14 protein-coding genes are annotated in these 15,587 nt (G+C 72.0%); 6 read left to right on the forward strand and 8 right to left on the reverse strand.

Annotated elements, in window-relative coordinates:
- Positions 1-22: 22 nt before the first annotated feature.
- Positions 23-1,291 (forward strand): LCP family protein, encoded by a 1,269-nt coding sequence (locus tag H9L09_RS04260; RefSeq protein WP_187579483.1) that lies wholly within the window; start codon positions 23-25, stop codon positions 1,289-1,291.
- A complete protein-coding gene (locus H9L09_RS04265) occupies positions 1,291-2,169 on the forward strand; it encodes a crotonase/enoyl-CoA hydratase family protein (RefSeq protein WP_187579484.1) in 879 nt (292 codons plus the stop codon). The genes H9L09_RS04260 and H9L09_RS04265 overlap by 1 nt, the downstream gene beginning before the upstream one ends.
- Before the next feature lie 18 nt (positions 2,170-2,187).
- Here the strand turns inward: H9L09_RS04265 and H9L09_RS04270 are convergent, their stop codons facing one another.
- Positions 2,188-2,973 (reverse strand): hypothetical protein, encoded by a 786-nt coding sequence (locus tag H9L09_RS04270; RefSeq protein ID WP_187579485.1) that lies wholly within the window; start codon positions 2,971-2,973, stop codon positions 2,188-2,190.
- A 116-nt stretch (positions 2,974-3,089) separates the two neighbouring features.
- On the reverse strand, positions 3,090-4,196 hold the full coding sequence (locus H9L09_RS04275) for a carboxylate-amine ligase (RefSeq protein ID WP_187579486.1): 1,107 nt from the start codon (positions 4,194-4,196) through the stop codon (positions 3,090-3,092).
- A 162-nt stretch (positions 4,197-4,358) separates the two neighbouring features.
- On the opposite strand from H9L09_RS04275, the gene H9L09_RS04280 reads away from it, so the two are divergent.
- Positions 4,359-4,994: a hypothetical protein gene (locus tag H9L09_RS04280; RefSeq protein WP_187579487.1), complete on the forward strand. Its 636-nt coding sequence runs from the start codon at positions 4,359-4,361 to the stop codon at positions 4,992-4,994.
- A gap of 98 nt (positions 4,995-5,092) precedes the next feature.
- On the opposite strand, the gene H9L09_RS04285 is transcribed toward H9L09_RS04280, so the two are convergent.
- From H9L09_RS04285 to H9L09_RS04295, 3 genes are all read right to left on the reverse strand, one after another.
- Positions 5,093-5,926 carry an aldo/keto reductase gene (locus H9L09_RS04285; protein ID WP_187579488.1) on the reverse strand — a complete coding sequence of 278 codons (834 nt, stop codon included), beginning with the start codon at positions 5,924-5,926 and terminating at the stop codon, positions 5,093-5,095.
- A gap of 9 nt (positions 5,927-5,935) precedes the next feature.
- Positions 5,936-6,130 (reverse strand): hypothetical protein, encoded by a 195-nt coding sequence (locus H9L09_RS04290; RefSeq protein ID WP_187579489.1) that lies wholly within the window; start codon positions 6,128-6,130, stop codon positions 5,936-5,938.
- A gap of 143 nt (positions 6,131-6,273) precedes the next feature.
- The gene (locus H9L09_RS04295; RefSeq protein ID WP_187579490.1) at positions 6,274-9,300 is read right to left on the reverse strand and encodes a DUF4062 domain-containing protein; all 3,027 of its coding nucleotides are present in this window, start codon (positions 9,298-9,300) and stop codon (positions 6,274-6,276) included.
- A gap of 267 nt (positions 9,301-9,567) precedes the next feature.
- Here H9L09_RS04295 and H9L09_RS04300 point away from each other — a divergent pair, with 267 nt between their 5' ends.
- The 3 genes from H9L09_RS04300 (at position 9,568) to H9L09_RS04310 (ending at position 13,206) form a co-directional block, all read left to right on the forward strand.
- Complete coding sequence (locus H9L09_RS04300; RefSeq protein WP_187579491.1) at positions 9,568-9,984, forward strand: hypothetical protein; 417 nt, start codon at positions 9,568-9,570, stop codon at positions 9,982-9,984.
- A 216-nt stretch (positions 9,985-10,200) separates the two neighbouring features.
- Positions 10,201-12,033 (forward strand): GMC family oxidoreductase, encoded by a 1,833-nt coding sequence (locus H9L09_RS04305; RefSeq protein ID WP_187579492.1) that lies wholly within the window; start codon positions 10,201-10,203, stop codon positions 12,031-12,033.
- A 294-nt stretch (positions 12,034-12,327) separates the two neighbouring features.
- Positions 12,328-13,206 carry a GNAT family N-acetyltransferase gene (locus tag H9L09_RS04310; RefSeq protein ID WP_187579493.1) on the forward strand — a complete coding sequence of 293 codons (879 nt, stop codon included), beginning with the start codon at positions 12,328-12,330 and terminating at the stop codon, positions 13,204-13,206.
- A gap of 50 nt (positions 13,207-13,256) precedes the next feature.
- Here the strand turns inward: H9L09_RS04310 and H9L09_RS04315 are convergent, their stop codons facing one another.
- The 3 genes from H9L09_RS04315 to H9L09_RS04325 all read right to left on the reverse strand — a co-directional run bounded on the left by H9L09_RS04315 (position 13,257) and on the right by H9L09_RS04325 (position 15,457).
- Positions 13,257-13,679, reverse strand: coding sequence for a GNAT family N-acetyltransferase (locus tag H9L09_RS04315; protein ID WP_187579494.1), 423 nt, complete (start codon positions 13,677-13,679; stop codon positions 13,257-13,259).
- 13 nt (positions 13,680-13,692) lie between these two features.
- Entirely contained in the window at positions 13,693-14,019 is a 327-nt protein-coding gene (locus tag H9L09_RS04320) for a VOC family protein (protein WP_187579495.1), read from the reverse strand.
- Between the two features lie 397 nt (positions 14,020-14,416).
- Positions 14,417-15,457, reverse strand: a complete 1,041-nt coding sequence (locus H9L09_RS04325) for a hypothetical protein (RefSeq protein WP_187579496.1) — start codon at positions 15,455-15,457, stop codon at positions 14,417-14,419.
- Between the last annotated feature and the right edge of the window lie 130 nt (positions 15,458-15,587).

The raw sequence follows: 15,587 nt of genomic DNA on the forward strand, positions 1-15,587 counted from the left end.
GCAGCACGGTAGCGTTCCGGGCATGTCACGACCTCCTCAGGGCGACCGGTCCGGTGGGTCCGACGAGCCCGACTTCGACTGGCTCTACGGCACCCGGCAGAAGGGAGTCGGGTCCCGGCCGAGCGGCTCCTCGGGCGGCGCGCGCCCTGGTCAGGACCCGGAGCCGACGCGGGTGCTGCCGACGATGGGCCGCCCCGGCCGGGAGGACCCGCGCCGCGCCGCGCCGCCGCCCGGACGCGACCGCCCGCGCGAGCAGGACCCGGCCCGCGGCCCCCGCGGCCCGGTGGAGCCGCCCCGGACCGGCGGCGGACCGAGCGGCCCGGCCCGGCCCCCGCGGTCCCGTCGGGGCTTCCGCTGGGGGTGGCTCAAGCTCGCTCTGGTGCTCTGGCTGGTGTTCCTGGTCGCGGTGCCGTTCTGGGCGTGGGCCAAGGTCGAGAAGGTCCAGGCGGACCCGGGCGGCGACCGACCGCCGGACCAGCCCGGTACGACGTACCTCCTCGTCGGCAGCGACAGCCGGGAGGGCCTGAGCCGCAAGGAGCAGCTCGACCTCGGCACCGGCAAGGGTGAGGGCCGCCGCACCGACACGATCATGCTGCTGCACACCGGGGACGGCCCGAACCTGCTGATGTCGGTCCCCCGCGACAGCCTCGTGGACGTGCCGGGCTACGGCACCACCAAGATCAACGCCGCGTTCGCCTACGGCGGTCCGCGGCTGCTGGTGAAGACCCTCGAGAACGCCACCGGGATCCGGATCGACGACTACATCGAGATCGGCTTCGCCGGGTTCGTCGACGTGGTGGACGCGGTGGGCGGGGTCCAGATCTGCCCGAAGCAGGCGATGAAGGACCCGCAGGCCAACCTCGACATCGAGAAGGGCTGCCAGGAGGCCGACGGCAAGGTCGCGCTGGGGTATGCACGCTCGCGGCACACCTCCGGCCTCGGCGACATCGACCGGGCCCGGCACCAGCGCGAGGTGGTCAGCGCCGTCGGCGCCGAGGCGGTCTCGCCCTGGTCGCTGCTGAACCCGGTGCGGTACGTGCGGCTGGCCGCGGCCGGCTCGGACTCGCTGCGGGTCGGCAAGGACACCTCGCTGCTGGCGACGCTGAAGTTCGCCTGGGCGATGACCCGGGTCGACGGCGAGAGCGGGCTGACCTGCGGGGTGCCGATCGCCGACCTCGCGGTCAACTGGGACCAGGACCGGGCCGAGAAGCTGTTCAAGCTGATCGCCGAGGACCGCACCGACGAGGTCGGCAAGGACCTGTGCCGTCCGTCCGGGCTGCGGGGGCAGTGATGGCGGGCGACTACGACACCCTGGACTGGTCGGTCGAGGAGGGCGTCCTGACGCTGACCCTGGACCGGCCCGAGGCCCTGAACGCGTTCACGGTCACGATGGCCGAGGAGCTGGTGGACGCCTACGACCGCGCGAGGGCGGACGACGCGGTCGCGGCCATCGTCGTGACCGGTCGCGGCCGGGCGTTCTGCGCCGGCATGGACCTCTCGGCCGAGGGCAACGTGTTCGGCCTGGACGAGTCGCTGCAGCCGACGCTCGAGGACCTGCGCGAGCGGTTCGAGGACCCGGAGATCGTGGCAGGGGTCCGGGACACCGGCGGCCGGGTGAGCCTGGCGGTCTACCGGTGCCCCAAGCCGGTGATCGCGGCGATCAACGGTGCGGCGGTCGGCATCGGTGCCACGATGACGCTGCCGATGGACGTGCGGCTGGCCTCCCGGGACGCCCGGATCGGGTTCGTCTTCGGGCGGCTCGGGATCGTCCCGGAAGCGGCCTCGTCGTGGTTCCTGCCCCGCCTGGTCGGGATCTCCCGGGCGCTGGAGTGGATCTACACCGCTGACATCCTCACCGCCGAGCAGGCCTTGGACGGCGGCCTGGTCCGGTCGGTGCATCCGGCCGAGGAGCTGCTCGAGGCGGCCCAGCAGCTGGCCCGCCGGTTCACCGAGGGCCGCTCCCCGGTGGCGACGGCCCTGGCCCGGCAGATGATGTGGCGCAACAGCGCCGCCCCGCACCCGGTGGAGGCGCACCGGGTGGACTCCCTCGCGATGTTCTACACGAGCCTCGGGGACGGCAAGGAGGGCGTGGCGGCCTTCCGCGAGAAGCGCACCGCGGAGTTCACCTCCCGGGCGTCGCAGCTGCCGTTCCGGCCCTGGGAGGACTGATCGGCCGACCGGTCCGGGTCAGCGGTGCAGGTGCCGGACGACCACGACCGGCTTCGAACGGTTGCCGGCCCGGTCCCGGGCGTAGCCGCGCAGCTCGAGGTCGCCGGGCCGCAGCCCGGCGAGACCGGCCACGAACCGGCCCCCGGCGTCCGGCCGCACCCAGACCGGCTGGGCCTGCTTGCGGGCCGCGGCGCGCCCCTGGCCGGTGAAGACCCAGCTCCGCTGCTCCGCGCGGTAGGCGAACCAGCCCCGGTGGCGGTGCTGGAACGCCTTGACGCGGACCCAGGCCACCCCGGAGACGCCCGCGTCGCGGGCCCGGCCGCTGACCACGCGCCAGTCACTCACCGTGGCGGAGCTGGGCTCGCGGACGCCGAGCCGCGGGGCGTAGTCGTCGGTGACCCGCATGTTGCCGAGCGAGATCACCGTGGCGTTCCCCGCCTCGTCGGTCAGCCGGACCGACAGCGGGAAGAGGCCCACCGCGGTGTAGCCGTGGGCGATCGACCCACCGGAGGCCCACGGCTCGAAGCCGCCGCCCTCACCCCAGTCGACCTCGCGACGGATCGCCGCGACCGCCGAGACGTCGTCCGACAGCCGGGTCTGGACGACCTCGACGACGAACGGGCCCGGGTCCTCGCTGCTGTCGGCGGAGATCAGCGCGTAGTCCCCGGTGGGCGCTGCGACGTCGCCGGGCTGGTCGGCGGCGGCCGGCCCGACCTGGACGGCACAGAGCGCGATCGTGGACGCGGCGGCCCCGACCAGCACTCGGGTGCGCGCTCGCCGGGTCAGGTTGCGGTGCATGTTCATGTGGTCCCCCCACTGGTCTGCCCCTCGTGCCGGATCAGCGTAGTGCCTGCTTCGCATATCGGACATAGTCCGACACGACCGGTGGACAACCGCTCGTCTGCGGGCGGTCGTCCCGCTCAGCGCGGCGACCAGCTCGCCTCGGTGCGGTCCGCGAGGTCCTGGACGACGGAGGTCAAGGACCCGGACGACTCCAGCACCGACCGCCGGCGCACGGCGCCGTTGCCTCGGGCGAGCATCTGCTCGAACAGCTGCCGCGCGGTCCGCTCGTCCCCTGCCTCCTCGAGCGCGTCGCCGACGTGCTCCAGGAGCGCGTCCACCGCGGCCCGGGTCGGCGCCAGCGCGAGCTCGACCGGGTGCACGAGCGGACCCGGGGTGCCGTAGCGCCCGGCCCGCCAGTGAGCCGCCTTGAGCAGGTCGGCCCGCCACGACCCGGCCAGCCCGTCCGGCGTGCCCGCCCGCCAGTCCTCCGCCGCGGTGGTCACCAGCGCCCGCGCCAGCAGCGCCACCAGCACGGCGTCGTCGACCTCGGTGCACACGTCGGCGACCCGGACCTCGACCGTGGGGTAGCTCTCGGCGACCCGGACGTCGAAGTAGAGCATCCCGGTGTCCAGTCCCGCGCCCCAGGCGACGAGCCGGTCGGCCGTCTCCCGGTACGTCGCCGCGCCGCCGTACGGCTGCGACGGCCCGCCGGTCGGCCAACGGGTCCAGATCTGCGAGCGCCAGCTGGCGTGACCGGTGTCCTGCCCCCGCCAGAACGGGGAGTTCGCGCTGAGCGCCAGGAGCACCGGCAGCCAGGGCCGGACCCGGTCCACGACGGCAACCGCCTCCTCGTCGTCGGTCACGTCGACGTGCATGTGCATGGCGCAGGCGAGGGCCTGTCCGGCGAGCTCTCCGTACTCGTCCTTGATCCGCTCGTAGCGCGGCTTCGGGGTGACGTGCTCATCCGGGTCGACGAGCACCGGCACGCCCATCGCCACCGCTCGCGCGCCGGCCACCTCCGCCGCCTGCCCCACCGCACGGCGGCCGGCGACGATCCCGGCGTAGAGCTCCTCGGCGCTCGCAGCCGGCGGTGTCGCGGTCTCGATCTGCTGCAGGAACAGCTCCTGCTCGACCTCGGGGCCGTCATGGTGGCGCACCGCCCGATGCGCGACGGCGGTCAGCCGGTGGGTGTCGGGGTCGACGAGGAGCATCTCCTCCTCGACACCGATCTTGCGGACGCTCATGGGCGCATGGTCCCCCCACCCGGGGAAACCATGTCTGCCCGGCTTGTGGTCCTTGTGGTGATGTGACCCATCCGACATCGACGTCGCGGCGAACCCCTCCCAGTCAACGAGCCGATCCGGGCCGACACCGAGCCGACCGGGTCCATCACCACAGGAGCCTTCATGAAGCAGACCCGCCGCGTCGCCCTCACCGCCCTCGGCTGTGCCGCCGCGATCATCCCCCTCGCCGGCGGCTTCGCGCCCGCCACCGCCAACGCCGGCGACGCCGTCGCCCACCTGGAGCCGGTCGCGCTCAACGGCGTGCCGGGCTCCGGCACCGCGTTCGTGACCGTGCGCGGGACCCGGGTGGACGTGAGCATGCGGGCCGGCGGCCTGCTGGCCGACGCCCCGCACGCCGCGCACATCCACTTCGGCGCCGACGCGCGCCACGAGTGCCCGGCGGCCACGGACGACACCGATGGCAGCGGCACCCTGAACACCACCGAGGGTGGCCCCGCCTACGGCGCGGTGCGCGTCTCGCTGACCAAGACCGGCGACACCAGCCCGGCCAGCGCCCTGGCGATCGACCGCTTCGACACCGCCCCCGGCGGCGAGCTGGCTTACCAGCGCGGCAGCATCAAGGTGGACCAGGACGTCGCCAAGGCCATCACGGAGGGCTACGCCGTCATCGTGATCCACGGCGTCGACCACAACCACGACGGCAGCTACGACGGCGCCACCCCGAGCGACCTGAACCCCGCCCTGCCCACCGAGGCGACCGACCCGGCTCTCTGCGGCCGCATCGTGCCGCAGGGCTGAGCCGACCCGCCCAGCCTGCCTGGACCGCTCCCGACCTCAGGGTCGGGAGCGGTTCGCGCGTCCGTGGGTCGCTCGGTCGTCCGCAACGGCGGACCCGCTCACATCTCCTCGTGGGTCTCCGGGTCGCCGCCGAAGAGCCGTCCGTCCGGGCGGCCCAGCGCCGTGATGGCGGCCAGCTCCTCCCCGGTGAGCTCGAAGCCCGCGACGTCGAGGTTCTGCCGCTGGCGCTCCGGCGTGGACGACTTGGGGATCGGCAGGGAGCCCAGCTGCAGGTGCCAGCGCAGGACGACCTGGCCGGGGGTGACGCCGTGCCGCGCGGCGGCGTCGGCGACCGCGGGCTCGGCGAACGGCGCCTGCCGCTTGCCCATCGGGCTCCACGCCTCGGTCCGGATGCCGAGGCGCTCGTGCACTTCCCGCATCCCCGGCTGCGGGAAGTAGGGGTGCAGCTCGATCTGGTTGACCGCCGGCGTCACGCCGGTGTCGTCGATCACGCGCCGCAGGTGCTCCTCGGTGAAGTTGGATACCCCGATGGAGCGGACCAGTCCCCGCTCGCGCAGCGCGACCAGAGCGCGCCACGCCTCGACGTACTTGCCGACGCTCGGGTTCGGCCAGTGGATCAGGTGCAGGTCGAGGTAGTCGGTGCCGAGCCGCTCCAGCGACGCCTCGGTGCTGGCCACCGCGTCGTCGTAGCCGTGGTGGCGACCGGGGATCTTGCTGGTGATCAGCAGCTCCTCGCGCGGGACGCCGGAGCGCCGCACCGCCTCGCCGACCTCCGCCTCGTTGCCGTAGTTCACCGCGGTGTCGAGGAGCCGGTAGCCGGCCTCGATCGCGCCGGTGATGACGGCGATCCCGTCCGCACCGGTCAGCGGGTAGGTGCCGAAGCCGATCCCCGGGATCGTGGTGCCGTCGTTGAGGGTGTACGTCGCAGGCATGCCCCCACGCTAGCGAGCGGACGGGAGGGCCCGACGACGGCCCTTGTTGCCGAGACCGAAGGTGGCGAACAGCACCTTGGGGTTGTGCCAGTAGACGCCGACGGCCGTCGGCACCTTGCCCAGCTTCTTCTCGGTCATCCGCGTGACCAGCGCGCCCTTGACGCCGGTGAGGTCGGCGGCGGGGATGCGGGTGGTGTGCTCCATGTCTCCTCCTGTGTCGGTGGCTGCGCCGACCGTCCGGCAGGTCGGCATGCATGAAGACACCGGCCGACCAGCGGGTGTGACACCGAGCCGAAGACCGTGGCTGCACCCCGGCTCCTGCGCGAGCCCTTCCCCTCCGCGCCGGGTCAGAGAGTTGCGGAGAGGACGGCTGACGCTGCCGTCAGAGGCGCGCTGTCCAGGCCTTCGGTGAAGGTGTCATAGAGCTCTCGAAGCCGTTGTCTGGTCCGCTGTTCGAGCGGGCTTCCGGCGTCGATCGCGGCCAACCGGGTGAGCGCCTCCAGCTGCAGCATCCGGGCTCGCCGCCGGGCGGAGAGCTCGACCGCGTGCTCGACGATTCCGCGGACGGCGTCCACGGGCGGTGTGGGGCCGGCCAGCAGGATGTCGGCGCGGGCGAGGGCGACCTCGGCGGCCGCAGGGTGGTCGCGTCCGAGACCGGTCCGCGCTTCCTCGACCAGCACAGAAGCACGCTCGAGGTCGCCCGCCGTGGCGTGCGTGGTGGCCCGGATGACCAGGAGGGAGGGCCAGAAGATCGGCGGGGTCGCGAGCTGCTGGTACAGCCCGAAGCCCTGCTCCATCTCCGCCAGGCCGGCGTCCACGCTGCCCATGCCGACTCGTGCAGCTCCCTGGAGGACGAGGGCCAGAGCTCGCCAGATGGCGTAGCTGTGGGTCCTGGCGAGGCGCTTCGACTCCTCGGCGCGAGCCTCGACGGCCGGCAGGTCCGAGCGCCACAGATCCAGCAGGGCTGCATGGTGGAACGCGAAGGCCTGTGAGTACGGGTGGGCCAGCTCGTTGGCGAGGCGCAGCCCCTGCTCGGTGCTTCGTGAAGCCGAGTCCGGGAACCCGGCGGTCCAGCGCAAGAGCCCGGCAACGGCGTGGGCGACGACGCCCGGGCTCGGGCCCACCCGGAACGCGACGAAGTCCGAGCCAGCGGCCTCGAAGAAGGCGGCAGCCTTGTCGGTGTCCTCGATGGCGCTCGGCAGGTCCCGCAGCCAGGTGGTGCTCACACAGTTCGTCAGGTGCGCCTCCGCCAGGAGCGCGGGATCGCTGTCACGCTCAGCGATCGCCATCAGCTCGTGCGCCGTCGCGGCTCCCCGCTCGAAGTCCCCCCGCCACAGCTGGAGCGCCGCGAGGCTTCGCAGCGTCGGAAATCGCTGGGGAACCGCTGAGGCGGCTTCCAGCCGTCCCAGTGCCTCGACCAGCGCCTGCTCGGTATCCGGACCGAAGCCTCGGGTGACCAGCTGGGTCCTCGCCAGGTTCGCGCGCAGCGCGAGCTCGTCGCTGCGGCGTTGGTGGGACGAGGGCAGCTCGGTCAGCGCACTCAGCAGCTCCTCGCCCAGCGCGAGGACGCTCCGGTAGTCTCCCCGGGCCTCGTGATAGCCCCACAACGGCGCGATCAGCTCGTCGAGCCGGGCGACGTCGTGCCGCTCTGCGCAGCGCTGCCAGGCGGCGCGGAGGTTGTCGAGGTCCGCTGCGACGGCCGTCAACCAGGTCCTTCGATCGACGGAGGTGCGCTGTCGGTGCAGGTCGAGCGCCCGCTCGGCGTAGTGCGCGGCATGTGCGTCCTGCACCTGTTGCAGGAGCTCCGGGAACCGCCCGAGCCGTTCGGCGGCGTACTGGCGAATCGTGTGCAGCATGGTGAACCTCGGCCGCCGGTCGGCACCGGGCGAGGCCTGGACGAGGTTCTTGTCCAGCAGGGAGCTCAACGCCTCCATGACGTCGACACTGCGCATCCCCGGCACCTCGCGCAGTGTCTCGTTTACGTCGCCGAGCCGGGCGTCGGCGAACACGGAGAACAGCCAGAAGACCGTCCGCTCCTCCTCCGTCAGCAGCCCCTCGCTCCACTCGATCGCATCCCGCAACGTGCGCTGCCGGGACGGCCGGTCGCGAGCTCCGCCGGCGAGTAGGTCGAGTCGTCGGTCGAGGCCCGCGCGCAGCTCCGTCAGGGAGAGAAGCTTCACTCGGGCAGCCGCGAGCTCCAACGCCAGCGGCAGCCCGTCGAGGCGGTGGCAGATGGCGGCGAGGTCAGGGGCGTCGCCGGGCCCGGGCGTGAAGCCCGTACCGGTAGCGGAGGCACGCTCGATGAAGAGCCGGCCCGCCTCAGATGCGAGCACCTCCCCCAGCGACGGGTCCGACAAGTCGTCGGCAGGGAGGGACAGCACCGGCACCGGGTAGACGTGCTCGGCGCTGACCCGGAGCACCTCGCGACTCGTGACGAGGAGCTTCACGCGGGGGCACCGCTCGAGAAGCTCGACCAGCCCCGGCCCGGCCGTCGTGACCTGCTCGACGTTGTCGAGGACGAGCAGGACCTGCCGTTGCCTCAGCTCGTGCGTCAACCGCTCCAGGGGCGGACCGCCGGGGAGCTCGTCGACCTCCACGGCGCGAGCGATGGCGGCGAAGGCCTCTTCTGGTTGACGCTCCGCGCTCAGGTCGACGAAGAACACGCCGTCGCCGAACCACCCCGCCACAGCCCTCGCAGCCTCGATGGCGAGTCGGGTCTTGCCGGTTCCACCGGGGCCGGCCATGGTGACGAGTCGGACGGCGTCCTGGCTCAGCAGCGTCCTCAGCTGATCCAGCTCCACCTCGCGCCCGACGAAGGTGGAGGTCGGGGCGGGCAGGTTCACCACGGATGTGGGCGGTGCGGAGTTCGGCTGCACCTGCTCGAACCGTTCGGCCAGCAGCAGGGCGAGGTCGTCGAGCAGCAGCTCGCGCAGCTCGCGGGCGTCACCGAAGGGCTTGTACGACGGACCGTCCTCGCCCTGCAGTGTGCGCAGCATGTCCCCCAGCCGCGGGTCGAGGTCCGGCGCGGGCCGCCTCACGTAGATCAGCCGTGGCATCCGCGTCGCCAGCCGGAGCTCGTCCTCGAGCCCCGAGACGTCCATGTCGGGCGCCACCCAGCCATACCTCTGCCAGTAGATCCCGACGAAGATGTCCGACTGCGCCAGGTAGGAGCGGTACAGGCTCCGCGGCGGGTGCGGCCGAGCCCCCAGCTCGAACATGATGGGCGTCAGCCGCAGCTGCTCGATCGCAGTGCGGGCCGCCTTTCGTTCCTCGGCCAGCTCACCGAGGGTGGAGGAGACGAACACGCGGACACGCTGGTCCGGCGTCCGTATCGGGATCCGTACGGCCGCCTCCAGCGCGTCCCCAGTCTCCATCCTGGTTGGCATCGTAGAGCGCACCGAGGCGCCTGGGACGGCAACGCGGGAAGGGAGGTGACATGAGCGGTCTCGCGCACTTCACCCGTCCGGCACCGCCCCTCCCAGCGGGTGCCCAGGCGCTCAGCCGGGGTGTTCTGCGCTGCCCGAAGTGACCATGTACAGCGCCGTGGCGTGCGCGGATCGTAAAAGATCTGGAGCGGCCGGCCGCGGCCGCCCGGCTGGTGAGGCGATGCCAGGACACACCGCGAACCGGGGAGTGATCACATGCGTCGGCGCATCGTCACCATCGCAGCTGCCTCTGCCGGGACCGTCCTCCTCGCGACGGGTCCGGCCCTGGCCCACGAGTGCTACATCGCCAGCCGTTCCTGGCAAGGAAACCTGATGTCGGGTACGCACTCTCAGGCCTGGTACCAGGTTGACCTCAACGAGGAGTTCGCCAACGACCCGTCCCTGACTGAGGCCGACGCACAGTGCCTCCTCACGCAGCGGACGGCGAACGGGGTGCCGCTGGTGTTCACCATCCATGTCAAGGGCGCGGTGGGACAGGACGGAGTGTTGGCCGACAACAATCCCAACTCCTGGCTCATGGCCGACGGAAAGGGCGTCGACCACTTCTTCGACGTCTACGGCGAGGCCCTGGGGGCGTCCTTCGCGGCCTGCGGGCTGGAGTTCCAGCCGTAGCCGGACGTCCGTGTCAGCGTCCACGACGGACATGGCCACGGCCGCCGTCGTCGACCACAAACGGACGGACCACATGCGCCGCGGCAGCGCCTTCGTGGATACCTCGGCGACCGAGAGAAGCAAGGCACTTGCTCCCTTGTCTCCCCCCTGGTGGGTGTGGTTGCGTGACGAGACCGTCCCCGCCGTCCGGCGAGGTGCCGCAACGAGGTGGGATCCATGGACTCGACGTACGACTACGTGATCGTGGGAGCGGGATCGGCGGGCGCTGTTGTCGCCGCCCGGCTGAGCGAGGACCCGGAGGTCCGGGTGTGCCTGCTCGAGGCCGGCGGGCCGCCGCCGCCCGCGGAGCTCGTGCCCGCAGCGGTCGCGAGCCTGCAGAACGACCCCGCGACCGACTGGATGTTCAACGGCGACCCTGGTGGGGTCGGCAAGGGCCTGGTCGGCGGCCAGATGATGGTGCCCCGGGGAAAGATGCTCGGCGGCTCCTCCGGCCTCAACTACATGGCGTACGTGCGGGGGCACCCGGGCGACTTCGACTCGTGGGCCGCCGGCGGCGCAGACGGCTGGTCCTACGAGGAGGTCCTGCCCTACTTCCGCAAGGCCGAGGGATTCGTGAACAGCCCCGAGCTGCACGCCGACACCGACGTGCACGGGCACAACGGCCCCGTGGGCGTGTCGGTGCGCCAGCCGATCCTGCGTGCCGCGAGCCAGTTCGTCGAGGCGGCGGGCGCCGCGGGCATGAAGCAGGGTGACTACAACGGTCGCGGCCGTCTCAGGCCCGAGGGGGTGGCCTCGCTCTTCCAGACGACGACGAAGGACGGCAGGCGAAGCTCGACCTTCCACGCCTACCTCGAGCCGGCGATGGACCGGGAGAACCTGACCGTGGTCACCGGTGCGCTCGTCGAGAGGGTCTTGCTCGAGGCGGACGGTGAGGTGGTTCGCGCCACCGGGGTGGCCTACCGCACCGAGCACGACACCTCCGAGACGGTGGCCGCGGGCACCGAGGTGGTGTTGTGCGCGGGCGCCATCGGGTCGCCGCACCTGCTCCTGCTCTCCGGGGTCGGATCCCGCGAAGACCTCTCCGCCGCCGGGGTGGCCTGCGTCGTCAACCTCCCCGGGGTCGGGCGTCACCTCAAGGACCACCTGCACACACCCTTGATGTTTGCCGCAGACGGCATCGGCGAGACGATGACCGAGGTTGCGATGTCGCTCGGGCCGGACGCGTTGCGGGCCCCCGCTGGTCCGCTGCCGGCCGACCCAGCCGACGATGACGCCTTGCCCGAGCCGCTTGCCGCTGCCAAGGCCGAGGCGCAGCGCCGCATCGCCGAGTGGTTCACCACCGGCCGTGGCCTCGCCTCCTCCTCCCTCTACGACGCTGTCGCGTTCTTCTCGACCGGGCTGGGGGACGAGCACACCCACGACGGGCAGATCGGATTCCTCGCGACCGGCTACACGCCGCCGATCTGGGAAGCCGTCTTCCGGCTCCCGCCGTCTGCGTTCTTCGAGGACCCGGAGTCCTTCCTGGACCCGACGCGCGGCCAGGTGGTCGTGCTGCCCAATCCCGTACAACCCCACTCCGAGGGTTCTGTGACCCTGGCCAGCGCAGACCCGGCGGTCCCGCCGCGGATCGAGTTCAACTACTTCGACGATCCGCACGACGTGACGGTCATGGTCGCCGTCATGCGCAAGGCCCTCGAGGTCGCGAAGGCATGGCCCGGCGGCGGCCTGGGTGAGCCAGTCATTCCGCCGCACCTTGCGCAGGCACACGGCCACCTCCCCGGCGCCGCACCGAGCGACGCGCTGCTGGAGGACCTGGCCCGCCACTACGCGCTGACGGTCTACCACGAGACGTCGACCTGTCGGATCGGCGACGTCGTCGACCCGCGGCTGCGGGTCCACGGCATCAAGGCCCTGCGCGTGGCCGACGCGAGTGTGATGCCGAACGTCGTCAGCGGCAACACCAACGCTGCAGCCATCATGATCGGCGAGAAGGCAGCCGAGCTCATCGCCACGGACCATGGCGTCCACCTCCACGAGGTGGTCGGCTGAGGGCCTGGGCCAGTAGCCGGAGGGACGGCTCGGCACCGGATCCGTCCAGCAGGCGTCAGGCGCGCCCGTCGCAGGTCCGGCGGTAGGGCCGGTCGGGCAGGTAGCTCGACCACTCGTCCGGAGTCAGGCCCCGGCTGCTTTCCCGGGTCGAACCGCCAGCGCGGTCAGCACCACCCGAACGGGGAGCGCGGGTGGTCTTGCACCGGTTCACACCGCTTCCCCCGCACCGTCGGCGCGGTCCGGGCCAGCGAAACCGCTGGCGGGCAGGAGGGGCCGTGAGTACGTTCCGGTGCCATGGAGCTGTCGGCCTGCGTCACCGACGACGACTACGAGGCGTGGCGGAGGGTGCGGCTCGCGGTCGTCCCCGCTGAGCGCTGCGACACCGTGGCCGAGCTCCGCGCTCAGGACTCGCCGGAGCGGCTGTTCCTGCTGGCCCGCATGGGCGGGGAGGTCGTCGGCTCGGGCGTGGCCAGTCGCTCCGACAGCTCGGGCGGCGGCTTCGTCGCGCCGCGGGTGCTGCCCGACCACCGCCGCCGTGGCGTCGGGTCGGCCCTGCTGCGCGAGCTCGCCGCCCACGTCACCGCGCTCGGTCTCCCCAAGCTGCACGGCATGACCGAGGACCCGGGGTCGCTGGCGTTCGCCACCCGCTTCGGGTTCGAGGAGGTGGACCGGCAGGTCGAGCAGGTCCGGGCGATCGGCGACGAGCAGCCGCCGGGCCTCCCGCCGGAGGGAATCGAGGTCGTCACCCTCGACCAGCAGCCGCAGCTCTGGGCAGCCTGCTACGACACGTTCGGCACCCAGGTGCTCGCCGACTTCGCGCTCTACGAGCCGCTCGACATCAGCGCCGAGCAGTGGAGCTCGTCGTGGGCCGCCGACCCGATGTTCCTGGCCCTGCACGACGGCGAGGTGGTCGGCTGCGCCGGCGTGGACCGCGACACCGACCGTCCCGAGCGCGGCGAGAACGCGCTCACCGCCGTACGCCGTGACTGGCGCGGCCGGGGCGTAGCGGTGCACCTGAAGCGACGCACCCTGCGGTGGGCGGCGGAGAACGGACTGAGCGAGCTCTACACCTGGACGCAGGCGCGCAACACTCCGATGCTGACCCTCAACGAGCAGCTGGGGTACGTCGTCGGCTCGACCAGCGTCACCGTGGAGCGACCCCTGCCGCTCTGAGCGCGAGACAGGCCCCTGCCCCCTCGTTGCCGAGCCCAGGAGTGACGGGGTCAGAGCTCCTTGCGCATGTGGACGTCGTCGCGACCGCGCGTCGGGACCGCCTCCCACCGGAAGATCTCCTCATAGCCCAGGCGCTGGTAGAACGCCGGGGCCTGGAACGTGAACGACGTGACGAACACGTGCGTGCAGCGCCGGCGGCGAGCCTCCTCCTCGAAGGCCGTGACCAGCTCCGTCCCGATGCCGGTCCCGCGGTGCTTCTCGTCCACCCACGTCATCGCGATGCCGGCGGCCTGTCCCCAGGTCCAGCCCGAGGCGCCGGCGACCAGCTCGCCGTCCCGCTCGACCCGGACAGTGAGTTCCTCGGCGGCCGCCACGTCAGGCGTGGCGGCCTCGTTGAACCTGTCCAGCTCGTCGTTGAGCCGCTGGTCTAGCGCGGTATCGCCCTTGCCGATCGAGGTCTTCGCTCCTGACATGCGCAGGATGCTGTCACGGGCGGTACGGCGTACCGGTCACGAGCCGGTGCGCGCGGCGCCGCGCGCGAGGAGCGGCGTGAACCGCGTCTGGTCGTCGAAGTAGTCCCCTCGGGGGTGGGTTGATCTCGTTCGGCTGCCGCTTGAACGGGTCGGCCCCCCACCTGCGGCCGTGGTCGCGGAGGCGATCGAGGACCAGGTCGAACTCCTCCTCGCTCACGAGGAACGCGTAGTGCTGGCCGTGCATCTCGCCCTCGGTGTCCATGAAGTCGAGGCTCGCGCCGTTGTCGAGCCTCAGCTCGGCGAAGGGGCCGTACGCCGTCGCCTCGGGCAGCCCGAGCACCGCGGCGACGTCGCGCGCGGCGGCGGCGTCCGACCACCCGCTCGTGCCATTGCCGCACCGTCGCGACGCTGGACCGACGAGCCGTTCGCGCTCGACCTGTGGAGGTGGAGCACATGAAGCGCATCGTCGTCGCACTGGCCGTCCTGGCGCTGGCCAGCCTCGCCGCTCCGGCCACCGCCGAGTCCCCACACCGTGGACCCGGCCACCATGACGCCGACCCTGAACCCGGAGTTCGCGCCGAGGACGTGTGTGGTGGCCGGCACCGGGATCACCTGCGTTCTTCGGCGAGGAGCTCGGGGGGTCGTCGGGATCGTCCCCCTGACGGTCCGGCAGCGGACGAGTCGCGCACGCCCTGCAGGCGCGCCGGCGTCCCGGGGACGACTGGCCCGATCCCCGCTCAGCGCGTGCAGTAGGCCGGCGCGGGCCCGATGTTGGCGACGTAGCGAGCCGAGACCCACAAGCCCTGCGGCAGGTTGTACCAAAGGTTGTTCCCTGCCACCCGCTGGGCGCGGAGTTTGCACTTGATCGTCACCCTGGTGCCGCGGGCAAGACCCCCGTGCGCGTTGGCCCGCGTGGTGGGCGCCTCACGGGGAGCCAGCATCCTCGCGGTGACGCGGCCCCGGTAGTTCTCCCCGGTGCCGCAGTACGGCGGGATGCCGTTGACGTTCCGCACGTACAGCGCCGACACCCACTGGCGCCGGTCGCTGGACAGGCGGTACCACAGGTTGTTGACGTCACCGTTCTGGTCGCCGCCCCGCCGCACCACCGATCCGGTGAGCTTGCACGTCACCGGGAACACCGTGCCGCGCGGGAGCACCCCCTGACGGGCCGAGAACGTCGTCGGCAGACGCCGCACGACCAGACCGCTGTTCACAGTCACCTGTCCAGCTGGCGCGGCGCCGTACCGTGCGGCGCCCCGCGCGAGGAGCGGCGTGAACCTCGTCTGGTCATCGAAGTAGGCGCCCTGGAGGCCGATGGTGCCGTCGACCACGCGAACCTTGGCCTGGATCGGCTGCCGGGGACGACTCTTGGTCAGGCATGCCTTGGCGACGGAGACTTCGGTGTGCCCGGCACCCAGTGTGGCGCCGATCCCTTTGCAAGGCAGACTCGTCGGTTCGATCGGGTCGTTCAGGGGTCGCCACGACAGGCTCGTCTTGACCACCCTTCCTCGCCGGTCCCGCAGGACCGTGACCGCGTAGACGTTCTTCCTGCCCTGCGGGCGGATCAGCAGCTCGGTGCCGGAGAGCCGCCCCGGCTTCAGTCTCGGGATGGTGACGGTCGCGCTGATCCGGTGTCGAGCGTGCCGGACCCGAACCTGGGTGATGTCGGTGGCGGCCGACGACGAGTCCCCCGAGCGGTCATGGACGCGAGCCTGTCGCGCCTGGGCGGTCTGGGGTGTCAGCGCGATCCCCGCTCCGAGAGCGAGGATGGCGAGCATGCGGGTGGTCGTCCTCATCTGGTGTGTCCCCCTTTGTGTGGATGGGCCTGGTGCCCTTACGTAGGAACAGACGCTTGCAAAACCTTGCGCGGTTGCACACGAATCCGGATATCTCGTGAACGACCGATGA

It is taken from the genome of Nocardioides mesophilus (assembly GCF_014395785.1).
Taxonomy (GTDB): Bacteria; Actinomycetota; Actinomycetes; order Propionibacteriales; family Nocardioidaceae; genus Nocardioides_B; species Nocardioides_B mesophilus.